Annotated in this window: 22 protein-coding genes and 1 pseudogene; 14 read left to right on the forward strand and 9 right to left on the reverse strand. The window is 37.3% G+C overall.

Features of this window, described 5'->3' with window-relative positions; translation table 11 throughout:
* Positions 1 to 14 precede the first annotated feature (14 nt).
* Positions 15 to 995: a YpdA family putative bacillithiol disulfide reductase gene (locus A3GQ_RS0102720; RefSeq protein WP_342664980.1), complete on the forward strand. Its 981-nt coding sequence runs from the start codon at positions 15 to 17 to the stop codon at positions 993 to 995.
* Positions 996 to 1,036: 41 nt separating this feature from the next.
* On the opposite strand, the gene A3GQ_RS0102725 is transcribed toward A3GQ_RS0102720, so the two are convergent.
* A complete protein-coding gene (locus A3GQ_RS0102725) occupies positions 1,037 to 1,639 on the reverse strand; it encodes a hypothetical protein (RefSeq protein WP_028775746.1) in 603 nt (200 codons plus the stop codon).
* Between the two features lie 113 nt (positions 1,640 to 1,752).
* Positions 1,753 to 1,932 carry a hypothetical protein gene (locus A3GQ_RS0102730; RefSeq protein ID WP_028775747.1) on the reverse strand — a complete coding sequence of 60 codons (180 nt, stop codon included), beginning with the start codon at positions 1,930 to 1,932 and terminating at the stop codon, positions 1,753 to 1,755.
* A 143-nt stretch (positions 1,933 to 2,075) separates the two neighbouring features.
* Here A3GQ_RS0102730 and A3GQ_RS27625 point away from each other — a divergent pair, with 143 nt between their 5' ends.
* From A3GQ_RS27625 to rpsA, 6 genes and pseudogenes are all read left to right on the forward strand, one after another.
* Positions 2,076 to 2,240: a hypothetical protein gene (locus A3GQ_RS27625; protein WP_169818234.1), complete on the forward strand. Its 165-nt coding sequence runs from the start codon at positions 2,076 to 2,078 to the stop codon at positions 2,238 to 2,240.
* Between the two features lie 207 nt (positions 2,241 to 2,447).
* Positions 2,448 to 2,807: pseudogene (locus A3GQ_RS23185) on the forward strand (cell wall hydrolase); the annotation flags it as partial.
* Positions 2,808 to 2,819: 12 nt separating this feature from the next.
* Positions 2,820 to 4,163 (forward strand): germination protein YpeB, encoded by a 1,344-nt coding sequence (ypeB, locus tag A3GQ_RS0102745; protein ID WP_028775748.1) that lies wholly within the window; start codon positions 2,820 to 2,822, stop codon positions 4,161 to 4,163.
* A 240-nt stretch (positions 4,164 to 4,403) separates the two neighbouring features.
* Positions 4,404 to 5,069 carry a (d)CMP kinase gene (gene cmk / locus A3GQ_RS0102750; protein WP_037463633.1) on the forward strand — a complete coding sequence of 222 codons (666 nt, stop codon included), beginning with the start codon at positions 4,404 to 4,406 and terminating at the stop codon, positions 5,067 to 5,069.
* A 1-nt stretch (position 5,070) separates the two neighbouring features.
* Positions 5,071 to 5,673, forward strand: coding sequence for a lysophospholipid acyltransferase family protein (locus tag A3GQ_RS0102755; RefSeq protein WP_028775750.1), 603 nt, complete (start codon positions 5,071 to 5,073; stop codon positions 5,671 to 5,673).
* Between the two features lie 92 nt (positions 5,674 to 5,765).
* Positions 5,766 to 6,905 (forward strand): 30S ribosomal protein S1, encoded by a 1,140-nt coding sequence (gene rpsA / locus A3GQ_RS0102760; RefSeq protein ID WP_028775751.1) that lies wholly within the window; start codon positions 5,766 to 5,768, stop codon positions 6,903 to 6,905.
* A gap of 59 nt (positions 6,906 to 6,964) precedes the next feature.
* On the opposite strand, the gene bioB is transcribed toward rpsA, so the two are convergent.
* The 6 genes from bioB to bioA all read right to left on the reverse strand — a co-directional run bounded on the left by bioB (position 6,965) and on the right by bioA (position 12,842).
* Positions 6,965 to 7,966: a biotin synthase BioB gene (gene bioB, locus A3GQ_RS0102765; protein WP_028775752.1), complete on the reverse strand. Its 1,002-nt coding sequence runs from the start codon at positions 7,964 to 7,966 to the stop codon at positions 6,965 to 6,967.
* Positions 7,959 to 8,792, reverse strand: coding sequence for a malonyl-ACP O-methyltransferase BioC (bioC, locus tag A3GQ_RS0102770; RefSeq protein ID WP_028775753.1), 834 nt, complete (start codon positions 8,790 to 8,792; stop codon positions 7,959 to 7,961). The genes bioB and bioC overlap by 8 nt, the downstream gene beginning before the upstream one ends.
* A complete protein-coding gene (locus tag A3GQ_RS0102775) occupies positions 8,789 to 9,433 on the reverse strand; it encodes an alpha/beta fold hydrolase (protein WP_028775754.1) in 645 nt (214 codons plus the stop codon). Before A3GQ_RS0102775 ends, bioC begins: the two co-directional genes overlap by 4 nt.
* Before the next feature lie 75 nt (positions 9,434 to 9,508).
* Positions 9,509 to 10,690, reverse strand: coding sequence for an 8-amino-7-oxononanoate synthase (gene bioF / locus A3GQ_RS0102780; protein WP_028775755.1), 1,182 nt, complete (start codon positions 10,688 to 10,690; stop codon positions 9,509 to 9,511).
* Positions 10,683 to 11,396, reverse strand: a complete 714-nt coding sequence (gene bioD, locus A3GQ_RS0102785; protein ID WP_028775756.1) for a dethiobiotin synthase — start codon at positions 11,394 to 11,396, stop codon at positions 10,683 to 10,685. The genes bioF and bioD overlap by 8 nt, the downstream gene beginning before the upstream one ends.
* An 81-nt stretch (positions 11,397 to 11,477) precedes the next feature.
* Positions 11,478 to 12,842: an adenosylmethionine--8-amino-7-oxononanoate transaminase gene (gene bioA / locus A3GQ_RS0102790; protein WP_245596718.1), complete on the reverse strand. Its 1,365-nt coding sequence runs from the start codon at positions 12,840 to 12,842 to the stop codon at positions 11,478 to 11,480.
* A gap of 802 nt (positions 12,843 to 13,644) precedes the next feature.
* On the opposite strand from bioA, the gene A3GQ_RS0102800 reads away from it, so the two are divergent.
* The 6 genes from A3GQ_RS0102800 to A3GQ_RS0102825 all read left to right on the forward strand — a co-directional run bounded on the left by A3GQ_RS0102800 (position 13,645) and on the right by A3GQ_RS0102825 (position 18,354).
* Positions 13,645 to 14,256 (forward strand): hypothetical protein, encoded by a 612-nt coding sequence (locus A3GQ_RS0102800; RefSeq protein ID WP_028775758.1) that lies wholly within the window; start codon positions 13,645 to 13,647, stop codon positions 14,254 to 14,256.
* The gene (locus tag A3GQ_RS0102805; protein WP_342664981.1) at positions 14,238 to 15,122 is read left to right on the forward strand and encodes a YIEGIA family protein; all 885 of its coding nucleotides are present in this window, start codon (positions 14,238 to 14,240) and stop codon (positions 15,120 to 15,122) included. Before A3GQ_RS0102800 ends, A3GQ_RS0102805 begins: the two co-directional genes overlap by 19 nt.
* 4 nt (positions 15,123 to 15,126) lie before the next feature.
* Entirely contained in the window at positions 15,127 to 15,306 is a 180-nt protein-coding gene (locus A3GQ_RS0102810) for a capping complex subunit for YIEGIA (protein WP_028775760.1), read from the forward strand.
* Between the two features lie 85 nt (positions 15,307 to 15,391).
* Complete coding sequence (gene der / locus A3GQ_RS0102815) at positions 15,392 to 16,708, forward strand: ribosome biogenesis GTPase Der (RefSeq protein ID WP_028775761.1); 1,317 nt, start codon at positions 15,392 to 15,394, stop codon at positions 16,706 to 16,708.
* 12 nt (positions 16,709 to 16,720) lie between these two features.
* Positions 16,721 to 17,338, forward strand: a complete 618-nt coding sequence (gene plsY / locus A3GQ_RS0102820; RefSeq protein ID WP_028775762.1) for a glycerol-3-phosphate 1-O-acyltransferase PlsY — start codon at positions 16,721 to 16,723, stop codon at positions 17,336 to 17,338.
* Entirely contained in the window at positions 17,335 to 18,354 is a 1,020-nt protein-coding gene (locus A3GQ_RS0102825) for an NAD(P)H-dependent glycerol-3-phosphate dehydrogenase (protein ID WP_028775763.1), read from the forward strand. Before plsY ends, A3GQ_RS0102825 begins: the two co-directional genes overlap by 4 nt.
* Before the next feature lie 169 nt (positions 18,355 to 18,523).
* On the opposite strand, the gene A3GQ_RS0102830 is transcribed toward A3GQ_RS0102825, so the two are convergent.
* Positions 18,524 to 19,087, reverse strand: a complete 564-nt coding sequence (locus A3GQ_RS0102830) for a hypothetical protein (RefSeq protein WP_028775764.1) — start codon at positions 19,085 to 19,087, stop codon at positions 18,524 to 18,526.
* 306 nt (positions 19,088 to 19,393) lie between these two features.
* On the opposite strand from A3GQ_RS0102830, the gene A3GQ_RS0102840 reads away from it, so the two are divergent.
* A complete protein-coding gene (locus tag A3GQ_RS0102840; protein WP_028775765.1) occupies positions 19,394 to 20,098 on the forward strand; it encodes a hypothetical protein in 705 nt (234 codons plus the stop codon).
* Positions 20,099 to 20,629 lie beyond the last annotated feature (531 nt).

The following is a 20,629-nucleotide window of genomic DNA, read 5'->3' on the forward strand; positions in this document are numbered from 1 at the left end:
AAAAGGATGGCAAGATGATGGAAGACGTTATTATTATTGGAGCAGGGCCATGTGGATTATCTACTGCTATCGAATTAAAAAAAACTGGATACAATCCTCTCATCTTGGAAAAAGGTTGTATTGCTAATTCGATTTATCATTTTCCACTCGGAATGACCTTTTTTAGTTCACCAGATAAAATAGAAATTGGTGATGTTCCATTCCCTACCGTTCACGAAAAACCAACAAGGCAAGAAGGTTTGACTTATTATCGAAGATTATCAGAGCATTTCCAGCTTCGTATTCATCCATATCAACCAGTGGATTGTATTAAAGTAAGTCCTCAACATTTTGAAGTTTGGACTACTTATCGAGGAAAAAAGCAAATTTTTCATTCAAAGAACTTAGTAGTTTCTACTGGCTACTATGGAAAAGCCAATTTATTGAACATCCCAGGAGAAGGATTACCTCATGTAAATCATTATTTTCGTGAGGCTCACCCTTATGCAGGGAGAAATGTTGTGGTAATTGGCGGGAAAAATTCTGCTGTTGATATAGCATTGGAATTATCTTATGTGAGAGCAAAAGTAACAATGGTTTATCGAAAGTCTACTTTTCAGTCCAGTGTAAAAGCTTGGGTGAAACCATTAATTGAGTCCGCTATTGCAAGTGGTAAAGTGAAGATGTTTTGGCAAACAGAGGTCGATGAAATAACAGAAGATGAGGTTTTGGTTCATCAACAGGGGGAAAAATTTCAAATACCTGCAGAGTTTGTTTTTGCGATGACCGGATATCGCCCTGATGTAACCCTCTTGCAAAGAGCAGGTGTACAATTTCATCCACAATCTACTGTTCCTATCTTTTCTGAATCGATGGAGACAACAGTTCCCAATCTGTATGTTGCAGGGGTTGTAATATGTGGAGATGAAACGAGTAAAGTATTTATTGAAAACGGTCGTCTGCATGGTAAAAAAATCGCAAAAGCTATTAAACAGAGAGAAAAAATAATGGATTAAGAAAAAACCTTCACTCGATGGAAAGTGGAGGTTTTTGCAGTTTATTTATTAGTCTTACCTGTTAGTAAATAATGTACCGTATTGGTAACGTGGTCCACAATACGAACGATCGGTCCTTTATGATTATCTGGAACACTTGGTGGGGAAGGTGGATGTTCTTCAGGAGGATTTGGATTTTTTGGCGGTGGTGTTTCTTTCGGAGGTTGTGGTTTTGATCCGTTATTAGGATTAGGTTTTGATGGATTAGATGGTTTGTTAATTGGTTTATTTGTATGGGTAGTTTCAATTCGTGTTTTCTGTTTTGGCTGTGGATTTGTAGAATCTTGTTTATTTGGGATAGATGCATATTTGGGAGATTCTGACTTTTCTACAGTCACTGTATTTACTTGTTCATTAGCCTCTACTGGTAAAGTAGGTTTTTGATGGACAGGAATAGTGGTTTGAAGTTTTGTATGAGTAGAAGATAGTAAAATATCAGATTTTTCATTTGGTATTGGTACGGCAGCTTTGTCTGTTACCTGAATAGCATAAGCAATGCCTAAACCCACGACTAATGATGCAGATATTGTTCCGATGTACCATATCCAATGTGTTTTGGGTCTTTTTCTTTTTAATTCCTTTTTTTCATGATCGGATTCCGTCAAGCTAAATTCCTCCTAAAAATAAATGCGATTACTTCCAATTAAACAATAATTTATCCCGGATTTTCAAGCTGTTTCTATTTATGTCGTAAGTTTTTCACAAAAAACAGACAGCACTAGCCAGCTGTCTGTTTGTAAGGGAATGGGATCAAGGTATGAACTTTCGTTTTATCTATCAAGATGGATAGGAGTTGTTTTTCAAATGTGTCATTATCATAATAACTTCGATTATTCAATAGCTCTCTTAATCTTTCTTGATTTTGGGGACCGTTCATGACCGTTTGATATAAGATCATTTTTCAGCAGCTCCCGTTGCTTTATTATATTAAAGTATAAAGCATTTTTTATATAATGTGTATATTCTAACGGATACTTTTCACATAAATAACTTATTTTTTTTCATGAGCCTGTCCATACTGAAAATGCAGAGGTGATGAAGATGAATGGGACAAATAAATACATTGTAAATATTGAATGCAATCAATGTGGAGAACGTTTTGTATTAAAAGGTAGAATGAAAAAAGGGAAAGTGGAGACAGGTTTTAAAAAATGTTTGTGTGACAACCAAGATGAATTTGATATATCGCAAGAGGAGCTATTTTAGCTCCTCTTTTTTTGTATAAGGAAACGAATAACAGCTCAAAATACAATAGATGTTGAATTTGTTTAGAAAACAAAGAAACGAAATTAGTAAGTAAGGAGGTTGAGAAAAGTGAAGAAATTTATTTTCCTACCTTTGTTTCTGTTTTGTTTTGCTATTTTAGCAAGTTCTTCTTCCTCTTTTGCTAGCAATGCAGGCAAAAGTAGCGGAGGTTTTTCGGAAAATGATATCCGTCTTATTTCCAATGCAGTTTATGGCGAATCAAGGGGAGAACCATATATTGGACAAATAGCAGTTGCAGCAGTGATTTTAAATAGATTAGAAGATAAGCGATTTCCTAATACAGTTTCAGGAGTTATCTTTCAACCAGGCGCATTTACAGCAGTTGCAGATGGGCAAATATATTTAACTCCAAATGAAAAAGCTAGAAAAGCAGTAGTCGATGCCATTAATGGTACCGATCCTACGGGAGGTTGTAATTATTATTTTAATCCGGTAACTGCAACATCGAAATGGATATGGTCAAGACCACAAGTGAAAAAGATTGGAAAACACATTTTCTGTCGATAGGGAGTGATTGTTTTGTATAGAAAAATTGCAGCTATTTTATTTCCAGTGTCTCTGATCGCTTTAGTAGCTACAGGGGTATGGGGTTATTATGAGAGTCAAGATAAAGATTCCATTTTAATCAAAGCTGAAAATCAATATCAACGTGCTTTTCACGAATTGAATGATCACATGGATCAGTTGGATGCAGAAATAGGAAAATCTTTGGCTATTAATTCCGCAAAACAAACCACAACATCGATGACAAATGTTTGGAGGCTTACGTATGCGGCTCAAAATGATATTGCTCAATTGCCCATGACGTTGATGCCATTTCATAAAGCAGAGGAATTTTTAAGTGACTTAGGTACTTTTTCCTACAAGATTGGTGTTCGTGATCTTCATGTGGAACCAATGAATAACACCGAATGGAAATCGCTACAATCTCTTTATAACCATCAAAGAGAAATACGCTCCAATCTTCATCAACTGCAATCCAAAGTATTGGATAAAAACCTCCGATGGATGGATGTTGAATTAGCATTAGCTTCAGAAGATAAAACGATGGATAATACCATTATTGATGGTTTTCACAAAGTAAACAAAATGGTAGAACAATATCCAGAAGCCGACTGGGGTCCTACCGTTAACAATTTAAAGGTACGACAAAAAGAAAAGTATAATAGTTTGAAAGGCAAAAGCATCACCGCAGAAGAAGCAAAGCAAAGAGTTGCCAAGCTGATGAATCGCCCAACTACCAAAAATATGACTGCTGTCTTAAATAAAAAAGGGGACTATCAAACTTATAGTGTACGATACCCTTTGAAATCTGGAGATGTGTATACAGATATTACAAAAGTCGGTGGGAAAGTAGTTTGGATGATTGATGAAAGACCAGTAGGAAAAGCAAAGTTGAATTATGAACAAGCAGAAGCAGGAGCACAAAGATTTTTAAAGAGAATTGGTTTCCCCGATATGTCGGTTATATCCTATAATCAAACAGATGATTTATTATCATTAAACTATGTACATCGCGAAGATAATGTATTGGTTTATCCTCAAGCGTTAACCGTAAAAATAGCGATGGATAATGGAAACATTGTAGGTATACATGCAGCAGAATATGTGTTTAATTTTCATGAAACAGTAAAAGGTCATCCTAAGCTAACAGAAGCACAAGCCAAAGGATATGTGAGTCCAAGATTAAAAGTACAAAAAACAAATCTTGCTTATATTTATGGGGAAGATGGAAAAGAAGCACTGTGTTATGAATTTCTTGGCATCCTGAATAAAGAACAGTATCGGGTCTTTATCAATTCACAAAATGGGAACGAAGAATTAGTAGAGAAAATAACCAAAGCAGATCTGTCGGAAGCTTAATAAAATATATTTAAAACTGCTTTTGCAACCTTTCATTACGTGTTTGACCCCTTGCAAGTTCGACAAAGTGTAGTATAATACCTGTAGAACGAGCACGAATGTTTACATAAATATGATGTTTTGTCGGGTCGAAGTCTTCGATGGATTGCATTAGCAAGATGAGAATAAGTTCATCGCTTTGAGCAGGCTAAAGAGACCTGCTCTTTCTATTTTTTTGACTGGGGAAAGGATCTGAATACGTTGGCCATTCAGGTAGCAATTGATGGACCAGCAGGAGCTGGAAAAAGTACAGTAGCTAAGTTAGTTGCAAAACAACTTGGTGTGAAGTATATCGATACAGGTGCAATGTATCGGGCAGTTGGATGGTTAGTATTGACTAAGAATATGGACGCGAAGAACGAAGAAGAAGTACTTCGTTTGGCGGAATCTTCGCGCTTTAGGCTTACAGATTCAGGGATAGAAGTTAATGGATTCCATTTGAAAAACGAAATTCGTACAGAGCAAATTTCTGCGCTTGCTTCCTCTATTGCCAGATTAGGTGGTGTGAGGGAAGTATTAGTTGATAAACAACGTCAACTTGCAGGCGAACAATCCGTTGTGATGGATGGTAGAGATGTAGGTACACATATCTTGCCAAATGCGAATATAAAAATATTTCTTACGGCTTCTGTGGAGAAACGAGTGGAACGACGGTTTAAAGAGCTAAAAAAGAAAGGGCATAATCCATCATTGAATACGTTACGAGAAGAGATCATACAGCGTGATTACAATGATAAGAATCGCCGCTTTGCTCCATTAACCCGTGCTTCCGATGCTGTACTTCTCGATACAACTGATCTGACAACGAAACAAGTAGTAGATCAAATTATCCAGATATGTCGCACCAAATTAGGCGGTGGAGAGTAGTATGAGTGAGAGTAGAGGCTGGTTTGTATTTTTTAGAGGGTGTTTTCGCGTCCTATTTACTACTATTTTCCGATGGAAAATAGAAGGTCATGAACATGTCCCCACAGAAGGACCTGCAGTAATATGCTCCAATCATATCAGTTTATTAGACCCTCCCTTAGTTGGAAGTTCACTAAAGAGACATATTCATTTTATGGCTAAAGAAGAATTATTCCATATTCCGGTATTATCATATTTTTTACCAAAAATATTAGCTTTTCCGGTCAAACGTGGCCAAAGTGATATGAAAGCGGTTAAGACAGCTATCAAAATTTTAAAGAATGAGGAGTTGTTTGGGATTTTCCCAGAAGGTACACGTAAAAAAGGAAACGAATCAGAGGATGCTGAAGAAGGTGCCGTTTTTATAGCTTTGAAGGCAAAGTCACCTATTATACCTGTTGCTCTGATCGGTCCATATCGAATTTTTCGACCAGTACGTGTTGTTTTTGGTGAGCCAATCGATACAACTCCATACACTTCAGGAAAAATTAATAAAGAAGTGGTGTCTGAAGTTACGAAGATTATGATGGATAGAATTCAAGCTATCGTCCAGCAACATCGGTAAGTGGATCAGTAGTGAGTATAGAAGTATGCTCAGTGATCATTACAATAAATAGTTTGGCATATGTGGTTAACTTATGAGGGAGGTCTGTTTGCATGTCAGAAGAAATGAAAGCGGAATTTGTGCAAGTTGGAGACGTTGTTACAGGTAAAGTAGTGAAAGTGGAACAAAATCAAGCATTAGTTGATATAGGGTATAAATCAGAAGCGATTTTGCCAATTTCGGAAGTATCTAGTTTACATGTAGAACAAGTAGCGGATGAGTTGCAAGAAGAGCAAGAGGTACAAGTAAAAGTCATTCGTTATAATCAAGAAGATGATCAATTTGTTGTATCCAAAAAAGCAGTAGATGCGGAAGCTGCATGGGATGATCTACAGGCTAAATTTGAATCTGGTGAGTCTATTGTTGCTCCTGTAGCAGATGTAGTAAAAGGCGGATTGGTTGTGAATGTCGGAGTAAGAGGATTCATACCAGCATCTTTAGTAGAACTTCGTTTTGTTGAAGATTTCTCTGAATACAAAGATAAAGAGTTAGAGTTAAAAGTTGTAGAATTAGACAGAGAAAAAAATAAATGTATTTTATCTCGCAAAGCTGTTTTAGAAGATCAAGCAAACCAGAGTAAAGAAGAAACATTGAACAATTTAGAAGTTGGAACAGTATTAGATGGTACTGTTCAACGATTAACCGATTTTGGTGCGTTTATCGATATCGGTGGGGTTGATGGTTTGGTTCACGTTTCCGAGATTGCTTGGCATCGTGTTGGCCACCCATCAGAAGCACTCCAAGTTGGTGACAAAGTCCAAGTGAAAGTTATCAAATTGGATCGTGACAATGAACGTATTAGTCTCAGTATCAAAGAAACACAAGAAGGACCTTGGCAACAAGTAGCACGTGAAATTCAAGCAGATGATGTGGTCAAAGGTGAAGTAAAACGACTTGTATCTTTTGGTGCATTTATAGAGGTTTTCCCAGGAGTGGAGGGGCTTGTTCACATCTCTCAAATTTCTCACCGTCATATTGGAACGCCATCTGAAGTATTAAAAGAAGGCGAAGAAGTACAGGTGAAAGTATTGGATATCCAACCTGATCAAAAAAGAATTAGCCTTAGTATCAAAGAAGCAACCGAACAACCAGCTCCAGTAAAGAAAGAAACAACTGAATCTGTCAAAGAAGAATCAGGTTCGTTTGGTGTTACATTAGGTGATATGTATCCAGAGCTTCGTAACTTGAAGTAAGATAAAAAGCAAAACTGCTGATTTGTTTGTTTAACAAATCAGCAGTTTTTTTAATATGGTTAGATACAAGTTAATTCAATTTCAAAGCCTAAATCTTGGATCATTTGATGGTCTGAATTGGTTGTCATGCCCTTCGTTGTAAGATAATCCCCTACAAATAAAGCATTTGCGGGATAGAGAGATAGACACTGAAGGTGACCAATATTGGTTTCTCTTCCACCAGAAACACGAATTTCTTTTGATGGACAAATAAACCGAAATAGTGCTAGTACTTTTAAACAATATCGAGGGTTTAATTCTTCGAGGTACTCAAGCGGTGTTCCAGCAATGTTAATTAAGAAATTGATAGGGATCGAATCTGCATCAAGTTCTCTCAATTCATATGCGATATCAATCACTTGTTCTTTGCTTTCACCCATACCGATAATACAACCAGAACAGGGAGAAATTCCTGACTTTGTAACGTTTTCTATTGTTTGAAGACGATCCTCATAGGTATGAGTAGTTACAATTTCTTGATAATGTTTCTGATGCGTATTCAAATTATGATTATAGCGATCAACGCCTGCTTGTTGTAATCGTTGGGCTTGTTCTGTTGATAAAATTCCCAGACAGGTACATATTTTTAAAGAGTAGTTTTGTTTGATTTCCGATACAGCAGCGATTACTTCTTCCAATTCTCGATTTGTAGGTCCTCTGCCACTTGCTACAATACAATACGTTCCTGCTTTCCTTCTTAATGCTTCTTGAGCACCTTCCACTATCGCATCTCTATCCATCATTGTATATTTTTCGATAGAAGCAGTGGACTGGATGGATTGAGAGCAATATTTACAATCCTCGGGACAATAGCCACTTTTCACATTTTGAATCATATTTAATTTTACTTTATTTCCATAATAATGATGACGAACACGATACGCAGCATGTAAAATTGCTAAAAGTTCGCGGTCATCCGATTCTAAAAGAAGTAATGCTTCATTCTTTGTTATTCTTTCTCCGGCCAATGCTTTTTCTGCGAATGAATTCCAATTTATATTTTCGACTGTCTTACTATTCATTATTAGTAACTCCTTTTTCGTATACCTTTTTTCCATAAAGGTATAAAGTATGATAGGTTGTACAAACCTGTCCTGTTTCATTGCTAAACATTTCATCATAACGAATTAATACACGTTTCATAAGCTGATTTGTTTTGCCTAAAGAAAGTTTATTTTTACTGTAGCTTGCTCCAACAGATTTCACAGAGTAAAGAAATTCTCTGCTGCTTTCATACCATATTGGATCCGTTTTCTCTTCCATATGTTGCATGTGCAGTCCATTTTCACAAAACATTTGGCGCAATTCACCTAGAGAATACATAGGTAATTGGTGTTTTTGACGTGGTAATTGCAATTCTTTTTCAACTTGCACAAAGGTCTTTTTTAATTCTATAAAGGTTTTTGGACCAAAAGTAGCTACTAACAATGAACCGTTTGGTTGTAATAAATGAACTAGTTTGGAAATAGTCGATTGAGGCTGTTTCAGCCATTGGAATGTAGCATTTGAAATAATACAATCATATCTCTCGTTTTGTATGGAATCATTTCTTTTTTCTATATCGCAGACGAAAAAACGAAGTCGTTTATCTGCTCTGCATTTTTTTTGAGCTATTTTTATCATTTCTGATGATAAATCCACTGCATCTATCATCGCTTCAGGGAAAGCGTGTAACAGTTTTTGTGTCACATTGCCTGTACCACAACCTACTTCTAAAATTCGCTTAAAATCGCCTTTTTCGGTCGCATCTTTTACCAATTTCGTTGCCATCTGGTTTTGAATAACTGCAAATTGATCATAGGATTTGGCTGCGTTACTAAATTGTCGTCGAACTTTACTGATCATCATAAGCGCTCACTCATCCAATTAAAAAATATTTCAGGATTCGTCCAGAATGGTATATGTCCTGCTCCTTTTACCGCAAAAAGGGTATTTTTCGGTAGTTGATTTGATAGGGATAGAGCGCCACCTATAGGACAAATAATGTCTTCTTCACCAGTTAATAAATAGGTTGGGACTTGGATATTCCTTATGGAATCTAGTGCATCGTATTGCTGTAAATAGCACAAACCAGCTTGTAACGCATCCGAGTTAGGGAGTTTTTGTCGGAATTGATACTGCCATTTTCGCCAATACCCTTGCTTTATTTCTTCAGGGGAGAACATTTGTCGATCGAATTGAGAAATTACTTCTCTTCCGTTTTGTCTCAATTGCTTTTTCATTTTTTCTAAGATGAGAGGATGCCACCCATCTGGATCTGTTTTCCTTTTCGTTGTAAATTTGCCTGTCATTCCTACAAGAAATAATTTTTTAAGTTGATCTTGAATCAACGGGACTAACTCAAAGCTCAACATGGCTCCCATGGACCAAGCGACAATAATAATGGAAGAAGCATGGCTCTGGTTAATTTGATGAATAATATGTTCCCGCATTTGCTCCGTTGTGTGGCATTGTAAAAAATCAATCGTTTTGTGATCATACTGTGGCAAATGTTTGATCTGCTGTTCAAAGATTTGGCCAGGAGCGGACCAACCTGAAATCCAAAAGATTGTTTCTTTTACTATTTAGATCACTCCCATCTCTTTACCAATTTGCTGTATGGTTTCTAGTGCTTGGTCTAAGTGATTCCATTGATGACTGGCTAAGATAGAAAATCGTAGCCGAGATGTATTTACCGGCACAGAAGGAGGACGAATGGGTAAAGATAATATTCCTCTCTGCTCAAGTTTGTGGCTAAATAAAACCGTTTTCGTTTCGTCACCGATCAAAATGGGGATAATTTGAGATTTGGAATCGAAAGTATGAAAACCAAAATCTCTCAAATGGTTACGGAAATAAACACTTTTTTTGCGTAAATCTTTCCGCAAGTGATCTCCTTGTTTTACTAATTGAAGTGAGGCTTTGATTCCACTTATGACTACAGGGGGTAGGGAGGTAGTATAGATGAAGCTCCTACAACGATTGATCAAAAAATCTATCCAATTGCTTTGCGCTATTACATATGCCCCATAGACTCCGAAACCTTTACTCAAAGTACCTATGTGGATATCTACATGTGGAGATAAACCTTCTTGCTCAACAACTCCTTGACCTTGAGAGCCGAAAACACCTCCACCATGTGCCTCGTCTACCATCAATGCAAATCCATATCGTTGTTTCAGTAAAACTAGTTCTTGTAGTTTTGCGATATCACCGTCCATGCTAAAAACGGTATCTGTTACTACCCAAATTCGCTTTTTGCCACAATCTATTTTTTGTAATTGTTCTTGTAAATGATCGATGTCATTATGTCGATAACGAATATGCTGTGCTTGTGATAAACGAATACCATCCACAATACTTGCATGATTTAATCGATCACTTAGTACCACATCATGATGACTTAAAAACGAGGATAGCACCCCTACATTAGCCATATAACCATTAGAGAAAAGCAAAGCAGCTTCATGATTATGATATTTTGCTAGTTCGGTTTCTAATTGTTTCATGGCTTTAGACGTTCCCACTAAGGAGCGGGAGGATGCTTGACTTGCTCCTTCATTCATTCCATCTTTCATTGCTTGAATGATTTTAGGATGATTGGCTAATCCAAGGTAATTATTAGAAGAAAAATTAATCAATTTTGCTTGATGTCGAACAAGGATAGGTTGGGTGGCTTGACTTGTTTGTATTAGATTTCTTTGCAACCCATTTGACTTTAGTGTGAATAGTTGGCGAGTGATCCACTTGTTCCAGTCGTCAAGCATTTGGCATTTTTCCTATGTTTTGGATTACTTTTTCTATGTCTACATGTTCTAGAAATGATTTCTCTAATTTTTCAGAAGTTAACGAAGGGAGATGAGGTATGTTTCCAAGTATCTCCATTTGGCCGAAATGTTCAATTAAGGATTGATTGTAAGGGATACTTGGATCTTGCCTAACCTGTTCCATTTCATTTAATATCACACCACATATAGGTAAATCATACTGCTCAGCCACTTTTTTGGTTAATAGAGTATGATTCACAGTTCCTAATGAAGTACGTGCTACAATCAAAATGGGAGTTTTTAATCTCTTAATCAAATCTACGATCATTTCATTTCTTGTAACTGGGGTTAAGAGTCCCCCAGCTCCTTCGATCAACACGAAATCCGCCGTCTTTTGAATTTGCTGATAAATGGTTGAAATATGAGTAAGGTCAATTGTCTCACCTTCTAAATCAGCTGCCAGACTAGGGGCTACTGGCTGCGAAAAGCTGTATAGTATGATCTCGTCAATTGGATCAGATAAGTGAGACCATGTTTTCAGTTTCATGCCATCTCCATCCGGATCATCTCTGCTATGACCACTTTGAATAGGTTTCATAATTTTGACTTGAAACCCCTTTTTCTTTAGAGCAAGAGCTAACCCTGCTGTAATCACTGTTTTCCCAACTTCTGTATCCGTTGCGGTAATAAATAAGCCAATTGCCAAAACCTGTTCACCACCTATCAATCTCATATTGTAAACTGTATAAAAAAATAAGTTTACAATTGATTTAAAAAAAAGCTATTGCTATAAACCCAATTTACGAAGTACTCGTTTTGTTCGATGCACAATATCTTCAATCTGCTTTTTTGTTGTACATAAGGGAAGAACATAATAAATCGTATCTCCAAGTGGCCTGAGAAGCAAACCTTCTTGCAATCCTGTTTCATATATTTGAAAACCTATTCGTTCATTTGAGGGAAAGGCTAACTTCTTTTCTTTATCCTTCATTACATCAAATGCGGCAACAAAACCTAGTTGACGTACATTTGAGACATGTGAAAAATCTTCAAAGCTCTTTACTTGTTCTTGTAAGTGAACAGCATTTTTTTGAACATGATAAAGTACTTGCTCATCTTCAAAAATTTGCAAAGACTCTAGTGCGACTGCCGTAGCAATAGGATTTCCAGTAAAACTATGACCATGTGTGAATGTTTTTCTGCGTGCAAAGTCATCATAAAAAGCATCATAAATTTCATCTGTACACAAGGTAGCTGCCAGTGGTAAAACACCTGCTGTAATCCCTTTTGATACACACATAAAATCAGGTGTGATGCGTGCATGATCACAAGCAAACATTTGCCCAGTACGTCCAAATCCTACAGCTACTTCATCAGCAATGAAGTGAATGTGGTATTTGGTGCATAAATTTCGTAAACCGATAAGATAATCAACAGGATAAATATGAACCCCACCAGCCATTTGAATCAACGGTTCCACAATTAATGCTGCAATTTCATCAGCACAGGAGATAAAATGCTGTTCAACTTCATGGAGACAATGATTAATTCTTTGTTTTACAATTTCAGAGGAAGCGTCTTCTTCCATAAAAAATTGTGGTGAAGGAACAGAGAAACTAGCGAAACGCAGAGGATGAAAAAGAGCATGATAGCTTTCTATGCCTCCCAAACTCATGGCACCAATGGTATCACCATGGTAGCTATTTTCTAAGTAAACAAATTTTTGTTTTTTTTGTTTTCCGTTCTGTAACCAGTACTGGAATGACATTTTTATTGCCACTTCTACAGCAGTGGAACCGTTATCAGAATAAAAAACTTTATTTAACCCTTCAGGACTGATTTGGACCAGTTTTTCTGCCAATAAAATTCCAGTTCGATGCGTAATACCACTGAACATAACATGATCAATCTCTTTTACTTGTCGAGATATCGCTTGATTGATTCTGGGATGACAGTGTCCGTGGATGTTTACCCACCAGGACGAATTGGTGTCGTAATAACAATTTCCATCAACATCATATAAATAAACTCCTTCTGCCTTGTCGATAAAAAGTAAATCACGAGATTCATAATCTTTCATTTGTGTAAAAGGATGCCAAACGTATTTTCGATCTTTTTCTAATAAATCAGGGTAGTTTTGATGTATAAACAAACTTTTGTTCCCCCCCTTGTATCTCTTTATGTTTATTGTAAACGTATCAATTTAATTTGGTTTACAATAACAGAATGAAATTTAACATAGATTTTTGTTTAAGTCAATCTACTACAAAATTTTAGATTTTAATTGATTTTTATTCATTATGAGTAATAACAAGATGGCAATATCCCTGTATCATTTTGAAACCGAGAAACCACTTCCGATCAGTTCAGAGGTGGCTTTAACAAGAGGAACCAATACTCTAGCTATCAGGTAAACCACAAGGTTCTGTTTTTGAGCATACATTAGAAAGAAAAGGAACAGATGTTGATTATAGCTGCATTTTGAAATGTGATATGGATACGTAAAACGGGCGACGGACCACCCTCTCCACACAAATTTATTGTGGAGGGGGTAGTCCGTCGATGGTGAACGACTAGAGTGCCTCAGCCTTGTTCGCCCTCTGGTTGACGTCTGCCATTGCATCCTCACCAGACTTCAGGATGCCGTCGATGCACATCATCATCGTGTGCCAGATGAGAGACGGGGGCAGAGGCGTTACCGGAGTGTTGTAGGGGTTGCTCATTTTGGTGAATCCCTTCGTCAGGAACCAGTGTTCATTTTTATATTATATTAAGGAAGTGTCATATGCTATCGTTTCACAGTTTTAACTTATACAAATAAGTGTTTTTTGTTTCTATCGTTTGCTTATTTCATATGGATCATAAGCTCGGATTTTCAAAAAACTTCCCGTTTTAAGGAAGTTTTTTGTTTGTTCTATAGTGGTTTTATCCATACTAAGCAAGAGGTGTACAAAATGTCTACTTTTATTCCATTAGCAGTTTTGATTTTATTAGCGACAGGTTGGTTGACCTATCTACCAACTCAATTTGGCATATCAAAACAACATTTACAACTATTTTTGTCTATTATTAGTTGCATTTCTTTATTGCCGCCTATATCTATTTCATCCGTTCTGGATATCAAATTGGATTATTTCTTTCTATTTTTGCTTTTTCTTTATACCCTGAGTCAAATTCCAATTCATCGTCTAGTGACTTTGCTTAGTCTCATGATCATGTTGGGAAGTATTCTTTTTTTATATCACGAAATTACCCGTACACCATTATTGTGGAGATCGGTTAGCTTTCAATGGTTCACCATTTTGTTTTCCATGAGTGAAGCGATCATTTCCTGTAGTTTCATATTAGAACAGTTTTGTCTCGTGTTTGGTGGCTTGTTGATAACACAATTTGGGCTCTATTATCTTTATCATGAACGACTCAGCCCTATCGCTTTTCCAGGATTGGGAGCAATGGATACTTTTTGGATAATCATTACTATTTTAATCATAGTAAAAAGATTACAGCTTTGGGTTCCAACGATCCAAAAAACATGGAGGATAGCATATTGGACAAAGAAACGTTAGCAATAACATTCGGTATCGCATTTGGATTTATAGCAAGATTACGCTTGTTACAAAGTGACTATCGTCAATATCCTACCTATCCACATGGTCAAGTAATTCATTTAGCACTAGGCTTAATTGCTTCCGCTTTAGGAGCTGTTGCTATTCCGGCATTATTAAAACCAGATTATACAGCCGTTACTTTTTTAACCCTTGCAGCCCAACAGTTTCGGGATGTTCGCAATATGGAAAGACAAACATTGCAAAAGTTAGACGAATCCGAATTGGTACCAAGAGGATTTAGTTATATAGAAGGAATTGCCATGGTATTTGAAGGTCGAAATTATATTGTTATTCTTGCAGCACTCTTTACGAGTGCCTCGGTTATGGTGGCTGGTTGGATAGCTGGTCTCGTGGTAGGTGTTATCGTTATTATTTTATCTACCTTCTTGAAATCGGGAAAAAGTATAGGGGAAATTGGTGCTGTCTATGAAGTACCATTGCGTGTAGAAGGACCTAATCTGTATGCAGCTGATATTTATTTGATGAATGTTGGTTTACCCGAGAATAGGGAACGAATTTTACAAAATGGAGTAGGAATTGTTATTGAACCTTTGGATGCTAGCAGTAGGATAACCATTTCCAACCTTGGACAACGTCAAGCGATTTTACATGATGTTTCTTCTATTCTTGGCGTAACCAGAGATTCTGGTGAACCTGCACTAACACCTCTTGCCAAATTAGATTTAAATGATGGTCGATTAGGTCTTGTTGTATTACCCCAAGAGAAAAACATATCTAAGTTAATACAGATTATAAAAAATGTTCCTGTATTAGAGAGTGCAATTCGAAAACCAAATCAATTTGATGCCAAAAAGCAGGTGTAAAGGATTGGATGAGAAAATTTTAGCCATTATAACTACAACACCAGAGCTTGTAGGTGGTGCTTCCCCGATTTTTGTGACAAAAAATGTGGACGAATTAATAGCAAGAGCTTTTCTATTAGAAAAGATACTCGATGCTATGGTACATAAACTAAATGATTCTACTTATATCATCGTAAAACATTAAACGGTTGAAGTCCGATCCCTCGATAGGTAAACTGTATGAGGGAGACTTTGATGATCAAAGTGATAAATGAAGTGAGGAAGTTTATATGAGTTTACCAGTAGTCGCTATTGTAGGAAGGCCTAATGTAGGAAAATCAACTATTTTTAATCGGTTAGCAGGAGAAAGAATCGCAATTGTAGAGGATCAACCAGGAATTACTCGAGATCGTATCTATTCCCAGAGTGAATGGAATGGAGAACAATTTCATGTAATTGATACAGGTGGTCTGGAGTTTGGAGAGCAAGATGAGATTTTAGATCATATTCGTAATCAAGCAGAGTTAGCTTTAGGTGAATCAGATGTAATCTTATTTGTTGTGGATGGCAGAGAAGGTATTACTGCTGGAGATGAAGAGGTGGCACGGTTATTACATAAGACCAATAAACCAGTAATCATTGTAGCGAACAAAATCGATCATCTAAAACATATGGATTTAGCATATGAGTTTTATCAACTCGGATTTGAACATGTGGTAGCAGTTTCTTCCCTTCACGGTACAGGTACAGGAGATATGTTAGACCTAGCAGTGTCATTATTTCCTGAGAAAGTAGAAGAAACATATGATGAAGAAACAATTAAAGTATCTTTAATCGGTCGTCCGAATGTTGGGAAGTCTTCTTTGGTTAATGCTATATTAGGGGAAGAACGGGTTATCGTCAGCCCAGTTGCAGGTACTACCAGAGATGCCATTGATACTCCGTTTACGTTGGATGATGAAAAATTTGTATTGATTGATACAGCAGGTCTTAGGAAACGTGGAAAAGTATACGAGTCTATTGAGAAATTTAGTGTTCTTCGTGCTATGCAGGCAATTGAACGTTCTGATGTTTGTCTCATTGTATTGGATGGAGAGCGTGGAATTGCGGAACAAGATAAAAAAATTGCCGGATATGCCCATGAAGCAGGTCGTGCTGCTATTTTTGTAGTAAATAAATGGGATGCTGTTGAAAAAGATGAGAAAACAATGGATCGTTTCCGAAAAGAGATTCGGTTCCAGTTTCAGTTTATGTCCTATGCTCCTATCCTGTTTACATCTGCAAAAACGAAACAAAGAATTGGAAAGGTATTACCAAAAGTAAAAGAGGTGGCTGAGCAACATGCAATGCGAATATCCACTTCTGTTATTAATCAAGTGATGCAAGATGCGATTACGATGACCCCTCCACCATCTGACAAAGGGAGACGATTCAAAGTCCAGTATGCTACTCAAGTGGCAGTAAAGCCACCAACGATGGTGCTATTTGTTAATGATCCGGAACTTGCACACTTTAGTTACTTGCGATACTTAGAGAATCAATTACGTGAAGCTTTTGCATTTGAAGGTACACCACTTCGTATACTGTTACGTAAAAAGAACAAATGATGAGGAGGATTTATGAACGTCTTAGCTATAATAAGTGTTGTTTTTGCCTATATTATAGGATCAATTAGTTTTAGTTATTTGATGGCCAGATGGGTAAAAGGCGTGGACATTCGTGAACATGGAAGTGGAAATGCAGGTGCAACAAATACATTAAGGGTATTGGGGAAAATTCCAGCAATAACTGTGCTTACCCTTGATGCGTTAAAAGGTGTGTTCGCTGTTTATTTGGGCTATCTGTTAGTTGGAAATACGCCTTATGTATTAGCTCTTTGTGGTATGTTTGCTATTTTTGGACACAATTGGCCTGTTTTTCTTCGATTTCGGGGAGGTAAAGGAGTTGCAACTACGATAGGTGTAGTAGTATCTTTGGTTTTCTATGCAGGCCTTATTTCTGGAATCATCGCTATTCTTCTTATCATTATCACTCGATTTGTTTCCTTGGGTTCCTTGGTGTTTACCGTTGGGCTACCATTCACTGTCTTGGCCCTGCAAGACCATTATCCCGAACCATATCTCTGGCTAAGCATCGTCATAGCTGTACTCGCTATTGTCAGACATAAACGAAATATCAAAAGTTTATTTCAGGGTACGGAACGGAAGATTGGTCAAACGGAAGGGGAGAAACAATGAAGCGTATTGTAGTTCTTGGAGCTGGTAGCTGGGGAACTGTGCTTGCCAATGTTTTAGCAGATAATGGACATGAAGTCACGATATGGGCTAGAAAAAAAGAAGCAATATCGGAAATCAATCAACAACATCGGAATTATGCATACTTGGGTGATGCAGCACTGCATCCGAATTTAAAGGCAAATGCTTCATTAGAAGAAGCAGTGAGTGGAAAAGATGTTATCTTACTTGCTGTACCTTCTCATGCGATGAGAGATATGTTAGTTCAAGTAAAACCATATGTTCATGCAGATGCATTAATTGTACATGCAACAAAAGGTTTTGAACAAGAATCATGGAAGCGGATGTCGGAAGTAATTGCAGAAGAGCTCCCAAACTGGCATGATCGAATTGTTGTTTTATCGGGACCAAGTCATGCAGAAGAAGTGATCAAACGTTCTCCTACTACAGTAGTGGTAGCTTCTTCTTGTCAGCATAGTGCGGAACTTGCTCAAACCCTTTTTATTAATTCTTATTTTCGGGTTTACACCAATCCCGATGTGGTTGGTGTCGAGATCGGTGGAGCATTGAAAAATATTATTGCTTTGGCTACAGGCTTGGCAGATGGACTAGGTTATGGAGATAATGCAAGGGCAGCCTTGATGACGAGAGGTTTAGCAGAAATCGCACGTGTTGGCTCGGCTATGGGAGCGGAACCAATCACATTTGTTGGTTTGGCTGGTGTAGGAGATTTAATTGGTACATGTACAAGCAAGCATAGTCGGAACTGGAGAGCTGGCTATGCAATTAGTCAAGGTAAAAGCTTAGCTGAAGTATTATCTGAAATGAAAATGGTCGTAGAAGGTGTCAAGACAACACGTGCAGGACATGCCTTAAGAGAAAGATATCAAATTGAGATGCCTATCACAGAGCAACTTTATGCAGTTTTGTTTAAAGGAAAAAATCCGAAATTAGCTGTCGAAGATTTGATGAGTAGGGGAAAAACAAGAGAATTGCAAGAAATGGCTCAAGGTTGGTGAAAAAAATTTTCGCTATCTAATATCGCTTTGGGTGTAAGGAACATACTCTAAGAGTAGCTTGAAACATTATCCTATAAAAACACTTGAGCAGAAGTGTATCTGGGACAGGGATCAGTTCACTGATGTAGGCGGAATTTAGGATAATGAGGATAGAAAAAAGGGTAGAGCCTTAAGGCCTTACCCTTTTTCTTCTTATGTTGTTTCTGCGTGCAGCTTGTTGTCTTGTTATTCTTGTTCGTTGTCTAGTTCGTGGACTGGAACGAGTTGTTGGTTGCTGTTTGGTTGTAAACATCTGCGTAAAGACGTTCTGTAAAATAGGGGATTGCAAAATATTTATTACTTTTCCCATGTCTACATATTCCAATAAACGTAAAAAAGGGGAACGAGAGGGTGGCATTTTTGGGAGTTTAATAATAGGAATCTCTTCATCTTTGAATGCATCTTTACTTATAGGCGGTTTTGGCAATTGTGGAACAAATGGTCTTTTACCTGATCGTAAATTTCTACCCACCGAAAAAAGTTTGGTCGTATGATCCATCATCGATTCTAATCTTTGTAGAGATTGACTTAAATCATGAATGGTGGAACGAAACGAGACAAATCCATTCATGATCTTTAAAATGTTAATGTTAGGTATTGCTGAAGTTGTTGGGATGGGTCTGCGACTCATACGATCAAGCGGTGCACCTTGACGACGTGCATATGATTTAGATCGTACAGGAGATTCTTTCACTGTTACTCCTCCATTCAGGCGTTAGTCCATCTATCATATGCAGGGCGTAAGCCGTGAGTCTAGACTACTATCTTGTAAGCGAGGATAGGCATGTGCGGATTTGCTAATAAATAGAAAGGAATGTCTAAAAAATGGATTTGATGGCCACTATTTTTTTACTTATTTTGGTTAATTTCTTTGTTGCTTTTGCGAGGCAACAAAAGAAGAGTTGGCTTCGTGTTCTTTTGTTCATTATTGCTTTTTTGACGTTATTTATAGCGATTTTATTTGGTATCCGAGCCTTATCCACATAGGAGGATTGTTAAGATGAAAGGTTTTTTTCGACTGACCCTCATTGTATTTGGATTTTTTATTCTTACTGCTTGTATGTATCCAAATGAAAAAAGGCAACAACTTTCAGAAGTTCCTACCCATGTTGCAAGGGTACAAGCTCAATCGGAACAATATTTGCAACAAAATAAAACATTGCCATATAAATACACTGCCGATGATCGAAAATTCACTTCTCGTTACCTCGTAGATTTTAAATTATTACCAGAAATTCCAATGACTGCTTATGAAAAAGGCGGAAATTTTCTTTATGTATATGTAGGTGCGGAAGGAAAGCAGCCGTTAGTCCGCTTATTTGATCTGCGTGTTAACAATGAAGTCGAGAAAGTACAATTGGCAGTTAATCATTATAAGTCAAAACATAAAAGCCTTCCGACAAAGGAAAAGACACAGACCCAGGATGGATATTTCGATGTGGATCTAGAGAAGTTGCAGCTTTCAGATATACATATTCCTTCTCCTTACTTTTCTGACGCGCGTTTGCCGATACTTATGGATAAAGACGGCCGAATCTATTTAGATTATCGTGGTGACGTTACACGTTTGATTCAAACTGCAAAGCAAAAACCAAATGGGCAGGAAGATCTCCGTCCGTTTTTGGCGAAAAACTCCATTTTTGTGTCAGCGTTTTCTCCCCCGATGGAATTAGGGAAACAGGGCGAAATACTTTTTTCTTCATAATTTGTTACAAGAATCATAAGATGAGAGATAACCAATTGAGAGGCAGGGTGGTTGGATGAATTCGATATTGTTTCATCTCATCCTCGTTCCAGGTGTTTTTTTACTAGGTTATCTTTTTGCCAGCATAAGAGTTGTTACATTTCATACTTCCCAAAAAAAGAGAGAGAAGGGCTACGAATGAGGTAGCTCTTTTTTTATTTAAAGGAAATCCTCAGAGGAAAATTTATCGAGGCTGAAGATACTTTTTTATCTCCTTGTATTCCAGAAATTCAGGACGCATATAGTAATTAGCTAGCAGAGTTGACTTATTTCTCTTATTATACCGCTTAACGGTATTATATTAGCCACACGAGGGAAAGAAAAATGAACCGTTGCTAGTATGATAGTAAGTTCATCGTAGTTGAAAAAGGTGGGAACAGACAAAAGTGATTAATTATAGAGTAACCAATGTTTATAGAACACACATCGATCACACACTGTGCAACAATAGATCACATTAAAATTCCATAAGTAGACGTAATCCTCCAACCC

It is taken from the genome of Shimazuella kribbensis DSM 45090 (genome assembly GCF_000428065.1).
In the GTDB taxonomy this organism is placed as follows: domain Bacteria; phylum Bacillota; class Bacilli; order Thermoactinomycetales; family Thermoactinomycetaceae; genus Shimazuella; species Shimazuella kribbensis.